Source organism: Pseudomonas sp. GW460-LB5 (assembly GCF_059423245.1).
This window is the reverse complement of record NZ_JBWKXT010000002.1, coordinates 258,736-276,132: the sequence shown is the minus strand read 5'-3', so window position 1 is coordinate 276,132 and position 17,397 is coordinate 258,736. Positions and strand designations below refer to the sequence as shown.

At 63.7% G+C, this 17,397-nt stretch carries 12 protein-coding genes and 2 pseudogenes; 1 reads left to right on the top strand and 13 read right to left on the bottom strand.

Annotated elements, in window-relative coordinates; genetic code table 11:
• Nucleotides 1–393 precede the first annotated feature (393 nt).
• The 13 genes and pseudogenes from AC07XM_RS03350 to AC07XM_RS03290 all read right to left on the bottom strand — a co-directional run.
• Nucleotides 394–579: pseudogene (locus AC07XM_RS03350) on the bottom strand (cyclase family protein); the annotation flags it as partial.
• Nucleotides 578–1,108, bottom strand: a pseudogene (locus AC07XM_RS03345) (NAD-dependent epimerase/dehydratase family protein); the annotation flags it as partial. The pseudogenes AC07XM_RS03345 and AC07XM_RS03350, both read right to left, overlap by 2 nt.
• A 164-nt stretch (nucleotides 1,109–1,272) precedes the next feature.
• The gene (locus AC07XM_RS03340; protein ID WP_102688877.1) at nucleotides 1,273–2,568 is read right to left on the bottom strand and encodes a cytochrome c; all 1,296 of its coding nucleotides are present in this window, start codon (nucleotides 2,566–2,568) and stop codon (nucleotides 1,273–1,275) included.
• Nucleotides 2,569–2,579: 11 nt separating this feature from the next.
• Entirely contained in the window at nucleotides 2,580–4,352 is a 1,773-nt protein-coding gene (locus AC07XM_RS03335) for a GMC family oxidoreductase (protein ID WP_102688876.1), read from the bottom strand.
• A gap of 2 nt (nucleotides 4,353–4,354) precedes the next feature.
• A complete protein-coding gene (locus AC07XM_RS03330) occupies nucleotides 4,355–5,077 on the bottom strand; it encodes a gluconate 2-dehydrogenase subunit 3 family protein (RefSeq protein WP_060516667.1) in 723 nt (240 codons plus the stop codon).
• 78 nt (nucleotides 5,078–5,155) lie between these two features.
• Complete coding sequence (locus tag AC07XM_RS03325; RefSeq protein WP_016486307.1) at nucleotides 5,156–6,616, bottom strand: 3-sulfolactaldehyde dehydrogenase; 1,461 nt, start codon at nucleotides 6,614–6,616, stop codon at nucleotides 5,156–5,158.
• Between the two features lie 22 nt (nucleotides 6,617–6,638).
• On the bottom strand, nucleotides 6,639–8,378 hold the full coding sequence (locus AC07XM_RS03320) for a 6-deoxy-6-sulfo-D-gluconate dehydratase (protein WP_102688875.1): 1,740 nt from the start codon (nucleotides 8,376–8,378) through the stop codon (nucleotides 6,639–6,641).
• Between the two features lie 136 nt (nucleotides 8,379–8,514).
• The gene (locus tag AC07XM_RS03315; RefSeq protein ID WP_102688874.1) at nucleotides 8,515–9,297 is read right to left on the bottom strand and encodes a sulfoquinovose 1-dehydrogenase; all 783 of its coding nucleotides are present in this window, start codon (nucleotides 9,295–9,297) and stop codon (nucleotides 8,515–8,517) included.
• A 31-nt stretch (nucleotides 9,298–9,328) separates the two neighbouring features.
• Entirely contained in the window at nucleotides 9,329–10,204 is an 876-nt protein-coding gene (locus AC07XM_RS03310) for a 6-deoxy-6-sulfogluconolactonase (protein ID WP_016486304.1), read from the bottom strand.
• The gene (locus AC07XM_RS03305) at nucleotides 10,201–11,115 is read right to left on the bottom strand and encodes an aldose 1-epimerase (RefSeq protein WP_102688873.1); all 915 of its coding nucleotides are present in this window, start codon (nucleotides 11,113–11,115) and stop codon (nucleotides 10,201–10,203) included. Before AC07XM_RS03305 ends, AC07XM_RS03310 begins: the two co-directional genes overlap by 4 nt.
• Before the next feature lie 12 nt (nucleotides 11,116–11,127).
• Complete coding sequence (locus AC07XM_RS03300) at nucleotides 11,128–12,228, bottom strand: porin (RefSeq protein WP_102688872.1); 1,101 nt, start codon at nucleotides 12,226–12,228, stop codon at nucleotides 11,128–11,130.
• Between the two features lie 88 nt (nucleotides 12,229–12,316).
• Complete coding sequence (locus AC07XM_RS03295) at nucleotides 12,317–14,356, bottom strand: alpha-glucosidase (RefSeq protein ID WP_102688871.1); 2,040 nt, start codon at nucleotides 14,354–14,356, stop codon at nucleotides 12,317–12,319.
• Nucleotides 14,353–16,107, bottom strand: a complete 1,755-nt coding sequence (locus AC07XM_RS03290) for a solute:sodium symporter family transporter (protein ID WP_016486300.1) — start codon at nucleotides 16,105–16,107, stop codon at nucleotides 14,353–14,355. Before AC07XM_RS03290 ends, AC07XM_RS03295 begins: the two co-directional genes overlap by 4 nt.
• A gap of 228 nt (nucleotides 16,108–16,335) precedes the next feature.
• On the opposite strand from AC07XM_RS03290, the gene AC07XM_RS03285 reads away from it, so the two are divergent.
• Nucleotides 16,336–17,397 (top strand): LacI family DNA-binding transcriptional regulator, encoded by a 1,062-nt coding sequence (locus tag AC07XM_RS03285; protein WP_016486299.1) that lies wholly within the window; start codon nucleotides 16,336–16,338, stop codon nucleotides 17,395–17,397.

Below are 17,397 nucleotides of genomic sequence, written 5' to 3'. Positions count from 1 at the left end.
ACAGGTACCGGCCTGATGAGGCTTTCTGCTGGTGCGGCGCTCTTCACAGGCGCTCGTTGGTTCGATCTTGATCGGCATGGCAGCGGCTTCCGAGGACGGTTAAAGCGTATGACTGCGAGCACTTCAAGGTTGCTGCATCGGACTGCCTGGCAGGTCGAGTGCAAGCCGTCTGGCTGACTTTGACAGCTGTCAGAAATCGCCATTCTCGATCGCGCATCCTGCTGGGGGTATCGCGGGTATTTTTGGGGGTACATTTCTGCTTTTTGAAGCCAGAAACGCCGTTCCAGAGGCCTTTCCAAATGTTTTTTGGCGACCCTGACAGTCTGTAGGCGGCCAAGAAGCCTTCCGGGGTCATGCTGCGCCTGATGGGGGAATGGTTGTACCAGCGCTCATTTACTCCATTATTGCGACAGCTCGAACAAACCCGGCCGAGGCATGGCGGATCTTGTACGGAAAACAACTCACCAGAAAACCGAAATCAGGTAACTGCTCCAGGTTGGCCAGCTTTTCCATCTGCCCATAACCGATATCCCGCCCGGCCTTGTGCCCTTCCCAGATGATTGAAGCATCTCCCGTTTCACTGACGCATAGTGCCAGGGCGCATCCATGTGCGTGACAGGTCCAGCAAGGCGATTTCCACCCTGCGCTTGTGCGCTGCATAAGATAGTTGAGGTGACGCCGGCTGGCCTTCGTCCATGCGAGCCGGCAACTCACCGCCGTACACCACGACGCTGCTGGCATACACCAGCACCGGTGGCCAATTGGGGTTGCGCAACTGGTTGAGCAGCTCGAGGCTGGCTTGCAGGTTCACCGGGTAACCCCCCAGCGGGCTGTTGAAGTACCAGAACCAGTTGGAGCCCAGCAGGTGCCGGCCTGGGCCCCAAAAGCTGGTCCAGCCGTTCTGCTGGAAGCGCGTGCCAGCCAGCAGCACCTCGGTGCCGCTGCCCATGTGGAAGGTGAAGTGCTCGCAGCCCTGCATGTGCGGCGGCGTCTGAATCATGAACAGGCAGTGGTGGTCGTCCATGCCGGCTGTGCGCATGAACGGGCCGACGCCCATGAAGCTGTCGGTGGTGACGAAGCCCAGGCGGTCGCGATAGAACGCTTTCCTACGTCCGGCCTGCTTCCAGAATTACCCGGACGAGTTACTGCCCCCGGCGCTGCAAAATACCAATCCGCTGGGATTATTGCGATTAGTAGACGGTGAAATGCGCCGCTCAAGCGTGGCAGATTGATCAGCTCCATTTGAACTCTCAGGGCATCTGAAACCGCACTCTATTTCTGCATTCCAGGTACTCGCAATGCGTCAGCTGACAACGCGTCGCGTATTCGAGCAACGGAGCTTGCAGTGATCGGCACTCCGGAGTTGCCCCAGGCACCTCGGACAAAGTTCAACACCTGGGCCACCTCATTGTCGCTCAGGCGCCACCCCAGCGGCGGCATGCTGAACGACGTCGGTGCGGCGTGGGTCGAAGGCAATGTCCCGCCTTCAAGCACCAGGCGAATCAACGATTGCGGATCGTCGACATTCAGCACAGGGTTAGCGGCCAATGCAGGAAAGACCTGCGCGTAGCCCTTGCCGTCACTGCGGTGGCAAGCCATGCAGTTATCCGCGTAGAGCCTTGCGCCCAGGGTCGGAGTCAGGCCGTCATGCAGTGCCTGATAGGTGGCAGGGTCCGCAACGTGAGGGCGATCGTCCGGATCGAGCGCTGGCAACTGCTTGAGGTATCGGGCGATCGCCAACCGGTCTTCATCGGTCAGATACTGCAGGCTGTGCACCACCACTTCACTCATACTGCCGAAGACTGCCGCTTTGTCCGTTCGCCCGGTCTTGAAAAAGTCGACCAGCTCAGCCTCGCTCCAGCTTCCCAGGCCGTGTCGATGATCCCCCCTGAGGTTTTTTCCGACCCACCCTTCCTGCGCGTCACCACCTGCGAGAAATGCTTCGCCTTCGCTAGCGCCGAGCGCTTTTTCCTGCAGGCTGAACGCACGCGGCGTATGGCAGGCGCCGCAATGGCCGAGCCCTTCTACCAAGTACGCGCCCCGCGCAAGCACAGGGTCTTGCATCGGCGTGTCAGCAGCAGCCGTGTCGACGCTTGGTGCGAACAGGTTGCGCCACACATGCAGTGGCCAACGCATCGATAGCGGCCAGGGAATGTTCGGGGCCTGAGTAGCTTGGGTCACCGGCGTGACACCGTGCATGAAGTACGCGTACAGCGCCTGCATGTCTTCATCGGACACCCGCGCATACGACGGATAAGGCATCGCCGGATAAAGGCTGTAACCGGCCTTGGCGACGCCATGGCGAACAGCCTTGTCAAAGTCCTCGAAACGGTATGTCCCGATACCGGTTTGACGGTCCGGGGTGATGTTGGTGGAGTACACCACGCCAATCGGCGTTGCCATCGGCAGGCCGCCGGCAAACGGCTTGCCATCCTTGGCAGTGTGGCAAGCGACGCAGTCCCCCGCTCGTGCCAGATAACGGCCCTTGGCAACCAAGGGGTCTTCGCCAGCGTGCGCAGGTGTAGCCAACAAACCCGCATAGGCCAGCAATGAGGCGAGGTATTTCATATTTGCGTACCTCATGCTTGCACCATCGGCCCGGGGTTGGGCAGGTAGTGCTCACGGATGTGGTGCGCGGCCCAATAGGTCAAGGCCCCCACCAGACCGGTCGGGTTATAGCCGAAGTTCTGCGGGAATGCCGACGCGCCCGTGACGAACACGTTATGTACGTCCCAGCATTGCAGGAATCGGTTGACGACACTGGAGGCGGGGTCGCTGCCCATTATCGCGCCACCCGTGGTGTGGGTACTCTGATAGACCCGGGTGTCGTAATGACTGCCGGGCTTCTTGGCATTGTTCTCGACGCTGCCACCGAGCACCTCGGCGATACGCTGCGCCTTGCCCACGGTGTACTGGGTCATCTTGAACTCGTTGTCGTGCCAGTCGAAGGTGATGCGCAGCAGCGGCTGGCCGTAGGCATCGCGGTAGGTCGGGTCCAGGCTCAGGTAGCTGTCGCGATAGGCCATGACCGAACCTTGAGCGTTGATGCCCATCAGGCGTTGATAACTGTCCTGGGTCGCGGCTTTCCAGCCCTTGCCCCACTTGGGCGCAGCCTTGGGTGTGGTCGCCTGGCCGATGGGGCGCCCACCGGTGCGGTTGTGACGAATGTTCGCCCCGCCAAGGAAGCCCAGCGGCGCGTGGTCGAAGTTGTCACCGTTGAAGTCGTCGATGGCCTGGCCACCGGCACCGGCGCCAATGAACGGATTGAGTTGCGTGCCCTTGGGCAGCATCACGCTGACACCGCCATTCATCTGGTACGCATAGTTCTTGCCAACCACCCCATCCCCGCTGACCGGGTCATAGGGCTTGCCGATCCCCGACAGCAGCAACAGGCGCACGTTGTGCAGCTGGAAGGCCGTGAGGATCACCAGTTGCGCGGGTTGCTCGACCTCGCGGCCCTGCGCATCGATGTAGGTCACCCCAGTGGCCAGTTTGCCGCTGCTGTCGAGGTTGACCTTGATCACCTGCGCCTGGGTTTTGACCTTGAAATTCGGACGTTTGAGCAGCACCGGCAGGATCGTGGTCTGCGGCGAGCCTTTGGAATACATGTAGCACCCGTAGTTCTCGCAGAACCCGCAGAAGTTGCACGGCCCCATGCGCACACCGTAGGGGTTGGTGTAAGGCTCGGAGGCGTTGGCGGCAGGAATCGGGAACGGCTCGTAGCCCAGTTCGCGTGCGGCCTTGGCGAACAACTGCGCGCCATACACATCTTTCAGCGCTGGCAGTGGAAACTCGCTGCTGCGTGGTGCTTCAAAACGGTTGCCACCCTTGACCACGGTGCCGTTGAGGTTACCGGCCTTGCCAGCGATCCCTGCAACCGCTTCAAAACGGGCAAAGTACGGCTCGAGCTCTTCGTAGCTGACGCCGAAGTCCTGGATCGTCATGCCCTGGGGGATGAAGTGCTTGCCATAACGCTCTTCGTAATGGCTGCGCAGGCGCAGGTCACTCGCCTGGGCGCGCCAGGTCAGGCCGTTCCAGTGAAAGCCCGAGCCACCGACACCGGTGCCGAGCAGGATCGATCCATGCTGGCGGTACGGTACCGCGACACCGCTGATGTTGTGCCGGAACGTGACCGTCTCGCGGGCCAGGTCCTGGTAAAGCTTGCCGCGCACGGTGTACGCCAGTTCGTCGATAACGTTGGGGTAGTTCGCCGTGGTGGGCGTGTCCTGCATCTCGCCGCGCTCAAGGGCCAGTACCTGCAGGCCCGCGTCGGTCATTTCCATGCCCATGATCGAGCCAGTCCAGCCCAGGCCGACCAGCACCACGTCCACCGGGGGATGTTTGATCGCCATGTCTACCCCCTTTGCCCACTGATCGACACCGGCCCCAGCGGATAGCGCTCGCCGGGGTGGTCGATCCAGTCCATGAAGTCGGCACGGGCACCGGGGAAACCGATCATCTTCCACCCCGCCATATCACGATTGCCGCCGTAGACAGGGTCGGCGAAGTAACCTTCGCGGGTGTTGCGCAGCAGCTGATTGAAGAACTGCGAACTGGGCAACGCTTCCAGCGGCACCTCACCCTCTTCCAGCAGGTGCAACACCTGCGCCTGCATCAGGCTGGCGAGCCCGGCAAAAGGTTGGCCGTGGGTTTGCCGGCACCACTGATCGCAGCCGGCAATGCCCAGCCGCAGAATGTCCCGGGGCGCAAGGCGGCCTTGATAGCCGAGCTCCGGCAGCTGATCGGTAATGAACGGACCTTGGCTGTAGAACAACGCGCCGTGGCCGTAGGGCGTGTCCATCTGACGATCGATGAACCCGGGGATGCCACAGGCGATGGCGCCTGGCCCAAGTTCATCGGTGGGGATCAGTCGTTCACAGGCCGCCTGCACGAACGCCCATTCAACGTCTGTGAAGAACCGTGGTCGATAGTCGTCCGGCTGCAGTTGCGGGGTGGCTGGCTGACGAGGTGTATCGCCGAAAGCGGTCGGAACGCCGTGGCTGGCTAGCGTCACCAGCGGGATTAGCGCCAGGCCGCCTTGCAGGAAGCGGCGGCGCGCATTGGGGGTATCGGACATGGGGCTACTCCATGCGGGGCTTGTTGTTCTTATGGGTGCTCAGTCACAGGGGGCAGCGCCTGCCCCCTGTGACAGGCTTTAGCGGTCGACGCCGCCGAGGCACACGTACTTGATTTCCAGATAGTCTTCGATGCCGTAGCGCGAACCTTCGCGGCCAAGGCCCGATTGCTTGACGCCTCCGAACGGCGCCATCTCGTTGGCGATTGCCGCAGTGTTGACGCCGACCATGCCGTATTCGAGGTCTTCGCTGACGCGCAGCACGCGGCCGATATCGCGGCTGTAGAAGTAGCTGGCCAGGCCGAACTCCGTGGCGTTGGCCAGCTCGACCACCTCGTCCTCGCTGGAGAAGCGGAACAGTGGCGCCAGTGGCCCGAACGTTTCCTCGTGGGCCACTTTCATCTGCGCGGTAACTTCAGTGAGCACGGTCGGCTCGAAGAAGCTGCCACCCAGCGCGTGGCGTTGGCCACCTGCGATCAGCCGCGCGCCTTTCTCAAGGGCATCACTGATGTGCTCTTCGACCTTGCGCACGGCGTTCTCATCGATCATCGGGCCTTGGGTCACACCGGCCTCTACACCATTACCCAGGCGCAGGCCCGAGGCAGCAGCGGCGAGCTTCTCGGCAAACCGTTCGTAGATACCGTCCTGCACATAGATACGGTTGGCGCAGACGCAGGTCTGCCCGGCATTGCGGAACTTCGACAGCATCGCGCCTTCCACGGCCAGGTCGAGGTCGGCGTCATCGAAGACAATGAACGGCGCGTTGCCGCCCAGTTCCATGGACACCTTCTTCACGGTCTCGGCGCATTGCCCAATCAGCCGCTTGCCCACCGGCGTGGAGCCGGTGAAGCTGAACTTGCGCACCAGCGGGTGGCCGGTCAGCACGCTGCCGATCTGGGTCGCGCTGCCGGTGACCACACTGAACACGCCAGCGGGGATACCGGCGCGTTCGGCCAGGGCCGCCAGGGCCAGGGCCGACAGTGGTGTCTGGCTGGCCGGGCGCAGCACCATCGGGCAACCGGCGGCCAGGGCCGGGGCCACCTTGCGGGTAATCATCGCGTGGGGGAAGTTCCACGGCGTGATGGCCGCCGTGACGCCGATCGGCTCCTTGGTGACGATGATGCGCTTGTCTGCCGAGGGCTGCGGGATGGTGTCGCCGTAGACGCGCTTGGCTTCCTCGGCAAACCACTGCACGAAGGACATGCCGTTGCCCAATTCCCCACGGGCTTCGGCCAGTGGCTTGCCTTGTTCGGCGGTCAGCAGGCGGGCGAGGTCCTCCTGATTTTCGAGCATGAGCGCGTACCAGCGCTGCAGCAGCTCGGCGCGCTCCTTGGCGGTCTTGCGCTTCCACGGTTTGAAGGCACGGTGCGCAGCCAGCACCGCGCGTTCGGCTTCGGCGGCGCCCATTTGCGGAATGCGCGCCAGTTCTTCGCCGGTGGCAGGGTTGGTGACAGCAAAGGTTTCGCCGGAATCGGCACTCACCCAGAGGCCGTCGATGAACGCCTGTTGTTTGAGCAAAGAAGGGTCTTTGAGTTCGAGCATCGGTCAGTTGTCCTGGGCAGGTTCAGTGGATGGGTGGCTCGGGCACGGCTTCGCCGGCCTGCAGGAAATCGAAGTCGCAGCCTTCATTGGCCTGGGTCACGTGCTGCTGGTAGAGCGCAGCGAAGGAGCGACCGTAGGTCTTGTGCTGCGGCACATGCCCAGCACGGCGGCGGGCCAGCTCGTCGTCACTGACGCGCATGTTCAGCGTGCCGGCGGCGACGTCCAGGTCGATGATGTCGCCTGTGCGCACCAGTGCCAGCGGCCCGCCAACGGCGGCTTCGGGCGCCACGTGCAGGACGCAACTGCCATAGTGGGTGCCGCTCATGCGCGAGTCGGAGATGCGCAGCAGGTCACGCACCCCGGCCTCCAGCAGGCGTTTGGGGATCGGCAGGTTGCCCCACTCGGGCATGCCTGGCGCGCCTACGGGACCGGCGTTACGCAGGATCAGCACGGTGTCCGCAGTGACCTCCAGGGCCAGGTCGTCGATCATCCGGCTGAGGGTTTCATGGTCATCGAAGACCAGTGCCGGGCCGCTGTGGCGGCGCAGGCGCGGGTCGGCCGCGGAGGACTTCATGACCGCGCCATCGGGGCACAGGTTGCCGCGCAGCAGCGCCAGGGTCGCGCCTTGCTCGAGGCTGACCACCGGGTTGTCGAGGGGGCGAATGATGTCATCGTCGTAGCACGGTGCATCGGCCAGCAGGCTGTCCCAGCTCTGGCCGGTGGCACCTTCGCATTCCAGGTGCAGGTGCGGTTCGATCTTGCGCATCAGTGCGCGCAGGCCGCCGGCGAAATGGTAGTCCTCCATCAGCGCCGTGCCGGACGGGAACAGGTTGAGCAGCACCGGGATCTTCGCGGCCGCCGCTGCCAGCTGGTCGAGGGTCAGGTCGATGCCGGCGCGCCGGGCAATGGCGATCAGGTGGATCGCCGCGTTGGTCGAGCCGCCCATGGCCATGTACACCGCCACGCCGTTGGCGACATGCTTGTCGGTCAACCAGGTCGAGGGACGGCGGTCGCGCCAGACCAGGTCGACGATGACCGAACCACACTGCGAGGCCATCCGCGGGTGCGCACCGTCAGCGGCGGGAATGCTCGATGCACCAGGCAAGGTAAAGCCCATTGCGTCGGCGATGCTGGTCATGGTCGAGGCCGTACCGACGGTGTTGCAGGTGCCGATCGAGCGGGTCATGGCGCCTTCGAGCTCTTCCCAGGCGACCGTGTCGATCAGCCCCAGGCGGCGTTCATCCCAGTACTTCTTGGTGTGGGTGCCAGCGCCGGTCTTGACGCCGCGCCATTGGCCGTTGGACATCGGCCCGGCCGGGCAGTAGATCACCGGCAGGTCCATGCTCAGTGCCCCCATCAGCAAACCCGGGGTGGACTTGTCGCAGCCACCCAGCAGCACGGCGCCGTCGATCGGCAAAGAGCGCAGCAACTCTTCGGCCTCCATCGCCAGCAGGTTGCGATAGAGCATGGTGGTCGGCTTGACCATCACCTCGCCCACCGACTGCACCGGCAACTCCACCGGAAAGCCGCCCGCTGCCCAGACACCGCGCTTGACCGCTTCGGCACGTTCACGCAGGTGCGAATGGCAGGGCGACATCTCGCTCCAGGTATTGAGGATGGCAATCACCGGCTTGCCCATGAACTCTTCACGGCGCAGGCCGATCTGCTGCAGACGCTGACGGTGGGCGAACGCACGGATGGTGTCTGGAGCAAACCACCGCTGGCTGCGCAGTTCTTCGATTTTCTTGTGTTTTTCGGACATGAGCTAAGCCTTTGAACAAGGGCGCGACGAAAAATCGTAGCGCTGCGAAATTCTCTTTCAGGAGCATACTCAGATCGATTTCGTAGCGCTACGATTTTTTTCCCTGAAGAAGTGCCCTGACGCCAATCAGACCGGATTACTGAATCGACAACCCTGCATCGACAACGAAGTTCTGGCCGGTGCAGCCACGGCTGTCGTCGCTGGCCAGGAACAGCGCCAGGCGCGCGCAGTCGCTGGCATCCAGGCGGAACTTGAGCATCTGCTGGTCGATGAAGGCCTGGCTGGCCGCCTCCAGGCCAGCGGGGTCGGCGGCCCACATGGCATCCTGGCGCTCGGTGCGGATGGCGCCCGGTACCAGGCTGTTGACCCGGATGCCCTGCCCGCCCAGTTCACGTGCCAGGGTACGGGTCATGCCGTTCAGCGCCGCTTTGGCGGTGGTGTAGCAGACCATCCCGGGGCGCCCGCGCATCCAGGAGATCGACCCCATGTTGATGATTGCCCCGCTGCCGCGACGCGCCATGCCGGGCGCAACCGCCTGGGCCCCGAAGAAGGCGTGGCGCAGGTTGGTCTGCATGCGCTCGTCCCAGTACTCGACGCTGATATCGGCCAAGGCATGACGGTCATCGCGGGCGGCGTTGTTGATCAGCACATCGACGGCGCCCCAGGTACGCTCCACTTCTGCCACGCAGGCCTGCAACCGCTCGATGTCGCGTACATCGCAAGGCAGGAACAGCGAGTTGGCCCCCAGCGCCTGCGCCAGCCATTGCCCCGCTTCGGCATCGAGATCGAGAAAGGCCACGCGGCTGCCCTGAGCAACGAAGGCTTCGACAAAGGCGCGGCCAATGCCTGAAGCACCTCCGCTGATGAGGACCACCTTGTCGGCGAGGCTTGGATATTGCGTATCGGTATGACGGTTCATGATAGGAAGCTCGTGAATGCGTGGGAAAGGTTCAGCCTGCGAACAGCGGTTCCGCGCAGCCGGGCACATTGACCCGGGTGGCGAACACACAGCCGGACAACGGCCAGTCGGCGAGTTCTTCGGCGCTGCGGTTTTCGCGGGAACTGGTGATGTACAGCGTGCGCAGGTCCTCACCGCCGAAGGCGACCATCGTCGGCCAACGCGTCGGCAGCTGGATTTCGTCCAGCACCTGCCCGTCAGGGCTCAGGCGCAACACCCGGCCGCCGTCGAACTGCGCGCTCCAGTAACAACCGGCGCTGTCAAAAGCCGCGCCATCAGGACGCCCGCCGCTGCCCCGCGCAAACTCGCGCAGCAGTTGCCGTGGGCCGGGCTGGCCATCCTCATCCAGTGGGTAGCGGTAAAGCACATGGTTCGGCGTGTCGCTGTGGTAGGCCCACGCGCGGTCCGGGCTGAAGGCCAGGCCGTTGGACACCATCACATCGCCCGCCATGACCTGGGCGCGATGCTCGGCATCGACCCGCAGCAGTTGCCCGCCATTACGGTCACGCGGCTGCCACAACGTGCCGGCCCAGAAGCGCCCCCAGGGGTCGACGCGGCCATCGTTGAAACGGCTGTACTCGGCGCCCGTCGGGTTCTCGGCCAGGCGCTCGCCCAGCTGCCCCTGGGCATCGAGCAGGTAGATACCACTGCGCAGCGCGACAATGAAGCCGCCTTGCTCGCGCAAGCCGAAACAGCCGAGTTCCTCGGGCAATTGCAGTGTGCTCACGCTGCCATCGCGAGGGTCAAGGCGATGCAGCCGCCCGGCCAGGATATCGGCCCAGTACAGGACCTGTTCACGGACCGACCAGACCGGGCACTCGCCCAGCTCCGACGGCTGCCGGACCACACAGTTCAACGTTTCATTCATGCAGGGTTCTCCAGGTTGCCGCTGGCAGGCAGCAAGCGCAACTCACGTTCGATCGACGCCCCCGGCCCCAGCCAGACCAGGCCGTGCGCCGTGGGCTCAGGGAAGTTGATGGCATTGTTCAGGTGGCTGACCGGCTCGACCGCGATGAAATCCGCAGGCGCTGGCGGCGTGAACACCACCAGGTGCCCAAGCCCTGGGCCGGCCTGCAGGCGCAGGCCGACCTGAGCGTCGGGCCAATACAGGCTGGCGCGAGCATCCCAGCCCTCGAAGCAGTTATCCAGGCCCACTGCACCTGCCGCGCGGGGCTGGCTGAAGTCCCAGGCCTCGGGCAGCGCCGTACGCTTGAGCGGCAGGCCATCCGGCCCGGCCTGCCAGACCTGCGCGGCGCTAAAGCCCAGCTGCAGCTCACCCTGGCGCTCGAAGTACGGGTGCCAGCCAAGCCCTGCCGGCATCGGCTGCTCACCCAGGTTGGTGAGCCCCAGGTGCAGGTACAGCCCCTCCTCGCTCAGGACGAGGCTCTGCCAGGCAACGAAATCCCACGGCCAATCCTCGGCATCGATGCCGCAGGCGGTGTGACGCAAGCTCAGCCTGCAGCTTTGCGGCGAGTGGCCATCGACCTGCCATGCCCGCTGCCAGCCAAGGCCGTGCAGCGGGTGCGGATGGTCGCCGAAGTTGCCGCGCAGTTGCTGCGCTTGGCCGTTGGCGCTAAAGCGCCCGTGGGCGATCCGGTTGGAGTACGGCACCAGCGGATAGCAGGCGCTGCGCCGCACGCTGTCGCTGCCGTCCCAAGGGCGCAACAGCTCGAAGCGGCCCAGGCGCAGGTAACCCAGCGCGCCGCCAAGGCTTGGCAACACCCCGGCACTCAAGGCACCGCAGGTGAGTTTCAGCAGCGGGTGCACGGTGTGATTCATCGGTATCAAGACTCAGAAGCTCCAGCGAATACCCAAGGTGCCTGCCCAAGGGTCATAGCCGGCCGCCACGCTCGGGTAATCTTCGCTGAGCAGCGAGAAACCCTGGGTGGAGTGGCTGTTGTTGTTGATGTGGGACACATAGGTATACAGCTGGGTATTAGGGTTGAACGAGTAGATGTAGCCGGCATGAGCCGCCCAGGCCCGGGCGCCGGCTGCGCCGATACGCTGAGAAACGCCGAAGGTCAGGTCATTGTGCTTGTCGAGGACGATCCTGGCATTGACCATCTTCGCCGAGGCGAACCAGCGTGCGTCGGTATCACGCTCGGTATACATGTAGTTGGCGCCCCAGATCACACCGCCCCACTGGTAGTTGCCCGACACCACGTGGGTCGTCTGGGTATACAGCTCGCTGCTGGTTTCGGTGGGGGCCGACTCATGGCGGTTGAAGCCATAACCCAGCTTGGTGAAGCCATTGCGATAGCGCACGTTGAAGCCACTGGTGCGATTCTGATTGGGGCCGTTTTCGATGCTGGAATTGCCGTAGGAGTAACCCAGCTCGGTGGAAAACCCGTTCACTTCAGGCGAGCGGTAACGCACCGTGGTGTCGTAGAAACCGCCGGTGCCGCTTTTGCCCAATACCGCGGTGTGCTCCAGGCTCATGATCGCCGCCATGTTCGACAACCCGTACAAGGCCACGTCCGAATCCAGGAACACCCAGTAGATTGGCATGTACAGGCTCCCCATGGCCACCGAGCCGAACGGGCCACTCACGCCCGCGCCATAGCCACGGTTGGTCGAGACCTGCCCGCCCTTCCAGATCCTGCGCAGTACCAGCCCGCGCTCGCCAAACGCCTGCAGAACGTAACCGCTGTCGCCCAGGGCATAGTCAAGCTTTACCCCGAAGCGCGAGGCCTGCAGGTTGCCGTCCGAGACCATGGTGTGGTCGGGGGCGGTCTTGCTGAACGAGCCCGTCTGCACGTTCAGATCGAGAATACCGTAGGGGTTGATGCTGAGGTTGCCGGCCTTCCACACGATCGGCTCGGCATGACTGGGCAGCGCGCAGACGCTGGCCAGCAGGGTGAAGCCAAGGACACGTTGATTCTTGTTATTCATGTCAGCAGCGCTCTTTCATGGCCGCAGTGGGCCGACGCGCCTGCCAAGGCAGGCGCGCATTGGGACAAATCCAGGTAGCCGTGCCGGATCAGAGCACGGTCAGGCTCTCGAACAAGGCTTGCCAGCGGCTGCCCACCCGGCTGAACACCGGCGGTTGCCCCAGTGGCGCCGCCACCTCGACACGCTGGCCGCCCTCGAAGCGCTCGCTGCTCCACCAGTGCTGCCAGGTCTCGCCAGCCGGCAGGTAGACGCTCCAGTGCGTTTTACCCTCGGCATGCACGGGGGCCACCAACAGATCGCGCCCATACAGGTACTGGTCCTGGACGCCATAGCAGCCGGTGTCCTGTTCGTGATGCAGGAACAGTGGCCGCTGCAATGGCAGGCCGCTGGCCTGGGCTTCATCCATCAGGCTTTCGACATAGGGTTTCATGCCGGCGAATAGCCGAGTCATGCGGGCAAAGTGCGCCAGGGTGGCCGGGTCTTGCCAGAACTGCAGGTTCTGGTCCGGGCGGTTGCCTTCGTGCGTGCGCATCACCGGGGTGAACGCCGCCATTTCCGCCCAGCGCTGGAACAGCTCGGCGGTACGGCAGTTGCCATAAAGGCTGGTGTAGCCACCGATATCACTGTGGTGATAGGCATTGCCCAGCAGGCCTGAAGACAATGCGCCACAGATCACTGTCTGCAGGCCATCGTGGCGGCTGAAATCGACCGACTGGTCACCCGCCCAGAGCAACGGGCAGTGCGTCTGCACCCCGCTGTACCCGGCGCGCATGAAGAACAGCGCATCCCCCGTGCGCCCAGCCGCGGCAATGGCGCGGGCATTGACCTCGGCCCAGCGCACCGGCCAGGCATTGTGTTCGAGCATGGGGTCGGCACCGCCGGCCAGCTTGACATCGATCGGCAGGTACTCGCCAAAGTCCGCCATCCAGCCTGACAGCCCCTTGTCGAGCATTTCCTGACCGATGATCCGGGTTTCGAACCACTGCGCCGCCGCCGGCAGGGTGAAATCGACCACCCCACAGAGGAACTCGCCGAAGTCGACCAGGTAGGTAGCGCCCTCGGCAGTGGTGGCCAGGTAGCCAGCTGCCTGGGCTTCGGCAAACAGTGGGCCGTCATTGCACAGGTAAGGGTTCACGTAGCCGAGGAAACGCAATCCGCGCTCATGCAGGCTGCCGACCCAGGCCTGGTGGTCCGGGTAGCGCTCGGCGTTCCACTGCCAGTCCCAGAACAAGCGCTTGCCGAACGAGGTGATGCGCAACCCTTCCCAGTCTTCGCACCACAGTGCGCTGACTTTCGCACCCTCTTCGAGCGCGGTCTTCAGGTGCTGCTCCGCATGCTCTCGGCCGTTCTTCAGGCCGAGGATCGCCCCGTCGAGCACCCACTCCGGCAGCCGTGGCTGGCGGCCGAAATAGCGGCTCAACGCACCGACCAGATCGATGTAGCTGTCGCCGACGAAGAATTCCAGCGCCTCCGGTATCGCCCACACCTGCAGCTCGTGGAAATCGCCCTGGCGGAAGTCGAAATCGGCATAGGCGCAGGTGACCAGGTGCGCGCAATAGCGGCGCGAGGACATGAATGTCGGTTGCGGGTAATTGGTGTGGTAGTAGTCACCACCGGCATTGGCTTCGTTGTCGGCCTGCAAGGTCAGCCAGGTCGATTTGTCCCGGCCTACGCCCGGCTCGGAAGTCCACAGCGGGAAGTTGCGTCCGCGCAGGTTCAGATAGGACATCTGCTCGCCGCAGCCCCAGACCTGCTCATCCGCTTCGGCCGGCAGACGCAGCCACAGGCGGTTGCAACCTGGCTGCGGCGCCTGCATGAGCAGGCGCACGCGCTCGCCCTGGCAGTCCAGGCGCAGGGTCAGCAGCAGCGGCCCCTCGGCCCAGGCGCGCAGCTCGATCAGACCCGCCTGCGCATCGAGCCGGGCGTGGCGCAGGGCAACCCGCTCCTGCACGTAGTCACGGATGCGGAAATTGCCGCGCTGCATTTCAATATCGGCCTCGCCGTAGCCGGCAAACACCGCCGGCTGCAGCGGGCTGTGGCACCACAGCAGGCGCCCGTCCACTTCCAGGCGGATCTGCTCACCTGCCTGGTGCAGGTTCACGTTCTGGGGGATGGATACGCTATTCATCGTGGGTTGGTCTCATAGTCAGGCAGGGCATGGGTGACAGTCAGGTGTCGAAAACGGCGGCGGCACAGGGCAACGCCGGCAAAGGCCAGCAGCCAGGTCAGCGCCAGCAGCGGCAGGTAGAGGCCGGAAGGTCCGCCGACACGGGCGACCCCCAGCGGTGAGAAGGTCAGGTAGATGGAAACCAGGGCTGCGAACAGCACCACACTGAAACTGCCGGCATGTCGCCATGGGGTAAGGTCCACGGTGCGCGCAGGGGTCGGCGAGACATACGGGGTAGCGCGGTCGAAGTGCTTGCGCAGCAGCACCAGCAAGGCCATCTCGATGGCGAACATGATGCCCATGACATGGATGAAGCTGATGCCCAGGCGTGTGTCGATCTTCAGCCCCAGCACCAGCACCGCGTAGCACACCGCATGCAGGCCAAGCACCAGTTTCGCCGGTGTCGCACCGCCACGGGCGCTGAAGAAACCGAACAGCATGATGGCAATGATCGGCATGTTGAAGAAGCCGGTGAAGCGGCGCAGTACCGCATAGATGCCTTCCGGGGTGTACATCAGCATCGGTGCCACCACCAGCGACACCAGTGCCGCAATCACACTGACGCGTTTGCCGAAGCGCACCAGCGCCTCGTCCGAGGCCATGGGCCGGATCGACTTGTAGAAGTCATAGGTCAGCAGCGTGGCCGTGCCATTGATGATCGCGTTGAAATGGCTCATCACGGTGCCGAAGATCACCGCCACGAAGAACCCTTTCATCCACCAGGGCATCAGCGCCGCGACCAGTGCCGGATAGGCCAGGTCCGAGTTGGCCAGTGGCTGGTCGCGGAACAGGTGCCAGGCGATCACCCCAGGCATCAGCATGGCCAGCGGCACCAGCAGCTTCAGGCAACCCGACAGCAGCACGCCCTTCTGGCCCTCGGCCAGGTTTCGGGCGGCCATGCTCTTCTGCACGATGGCCTGGTTGGTGCACCAGTAGAACAGGTTGGCGAAGATCATCCCGGTGAACACCGCGCCGAACGGCACCTTGTCTTCACTGCCGCCAATGGCGTTGAGCTTCTGTGGGTTGTCGTGCAACAGGGTCTGAGCACCGGACAACACGTCACCCTGCCCCAGCGTCCACAGGCCGATGATCGGAATCAGTATCACCACCACCAGCAAGCCGATGCCGTTGATGGTGTCTGACACCGCCACCGCCCGCAGCCCGCCCAGCACCGCATAGGCGGCGCCGATCACCCCGGTAGCGACGATCAGCAGGCTGATGGTGGCCGGGTAGGACCAGCCGAGAATGCCCTGCAGGTCGAAGATCTGGTTGAAGGTGATCGCCCCCAGGTACAGCGAGGCCGGGTTGAGCACCAAGGTGTAGGTGGCAACCATCAGCGCGCTGACCACCCGGCGCGTGGTGCGGTCGTAACGCTTCTCGATGAACTCCGGCAGGGTCGAAAAGCCGCCGCGCAGGTAGCGTGGCAGGAAGAACAGGGCCAGGGCGATCGTCGAAACGGCAGCAGTCGCTTCCCAAGCCATGGAACTTAGGTTGTGGGCGTAAGAGTCACCATTGAGGCCGACCAGTTGGTCGATCGACAGGTTGGTCAGCATCATCGAGCCGGCAATGAACCAGCCATTGAGGCCGCCGCTCGCCATGAAGTAACCATGGGCGCCGACGTCCTTGGCCTGGCGGGTGAACCGATAGGAGATCACTGCAACCAGCACAGTGAAAAACAGCATGCTCAGGAAGGTAAAAAGGGAAGTGCTCATTTTTATATTTGTTCTCCAACGCGGGTTGGGCAGCGTTGCAACGGCAAAATCGCAGCGCTGCAAAATTACCCGATGAGCTTATCGCAGGCAAAATCGTAGCGCTACGATTTTATTCGAAATGACACACTGATTTTCGAAAACGAACACCTGTGGGTCAACGAGGCGCTTTTGCGATTGACTTGGCATCGCCGCGCTCGCATGCTTTTGCCTTCGAAAAATGAGGTGGCGATGAGCGACAGATCAGACAGCGAAATCAGCATCGGCGAAGCACGCCGCCCCCGAGCCAGCCGGGTGACCATGGGTGTGGTTGCTGAACAGGCCAAGGTGTCCCCCAGCACGGTTTCGCTGTTTCTGCGTGATCCCGAAGCGGTCTCCAGCAAACGTGCAGAGCGAATCCGCCAGGCCATCGCCGACACCGGCTACACCATCAACCGTCTGGCCGGCGCACTGGCAGGCAACCACAGCCGGACAGTCGCCGTGATCGTGCCCTCGATGGTCAACGCGTTCTTCTCGGAAACCCTCAGCGCCATGCAGGAAGTGTTCGAGAGCCGTGGCTACCAGCTGCTGATCGGCAACAGCGACTACGACCCGGAACGTGAGCTGGAACTGCTGCGCGCCCACTTGTCCTGGTCGCCGTCGGCCCTTGTCGTCACCGGCAGTGACCACACTGCCGCCCGCCCGCTGCTCGAAGCCACCGGCATTCCGGTGGCACAGATGTGGGAGCTGGGCAACGACCCGTTCCACCTGCAAGTCGGCTTCTACCACGAGGCCGTCGGCGCGGCCCTGGCCGAGCACTTGTATGCCCAGGGGTTGGAGCGTTTCGTCTATGTCGGCACGCGCATGCACCTCGACCACCGCGCCCGTCAGCGTGCCGAAGGGTTCACTGCGTGGCTGGCCGACAAGGGGCAGACCGCGCAAGTGATCGCGCTGGAACAGAACACCTCGCAGGCCGAGCTCAGCGAAGTGTTCGATGAAATCGCCCGCCACGGCGACGGGCCACAAGGGCTGTGCTGCTCGAACGATGTGCTGGCCATCGCGGCACTGTTCGAAGCCCAGCGCCGCGGCATTGCCGTGCCGGAACAACTGGCGATCGCCGGCTTTGGCGACCTGCCACTGAGCAAGCTCAGCGCGCCGCGCCTGACCACCGTACGCCCCTACCCTGCCGAGATCGGGCGGACCGTGGCCAGCCAGCTGTTGACCTGGATTGAAGCGGGCACCCTCCCCGATCAACCCCAGGTCGTTGACCTGGGCTTCGAGTTGGTCGTGCGCGAGAGCAGTGTGCGCCAGTAA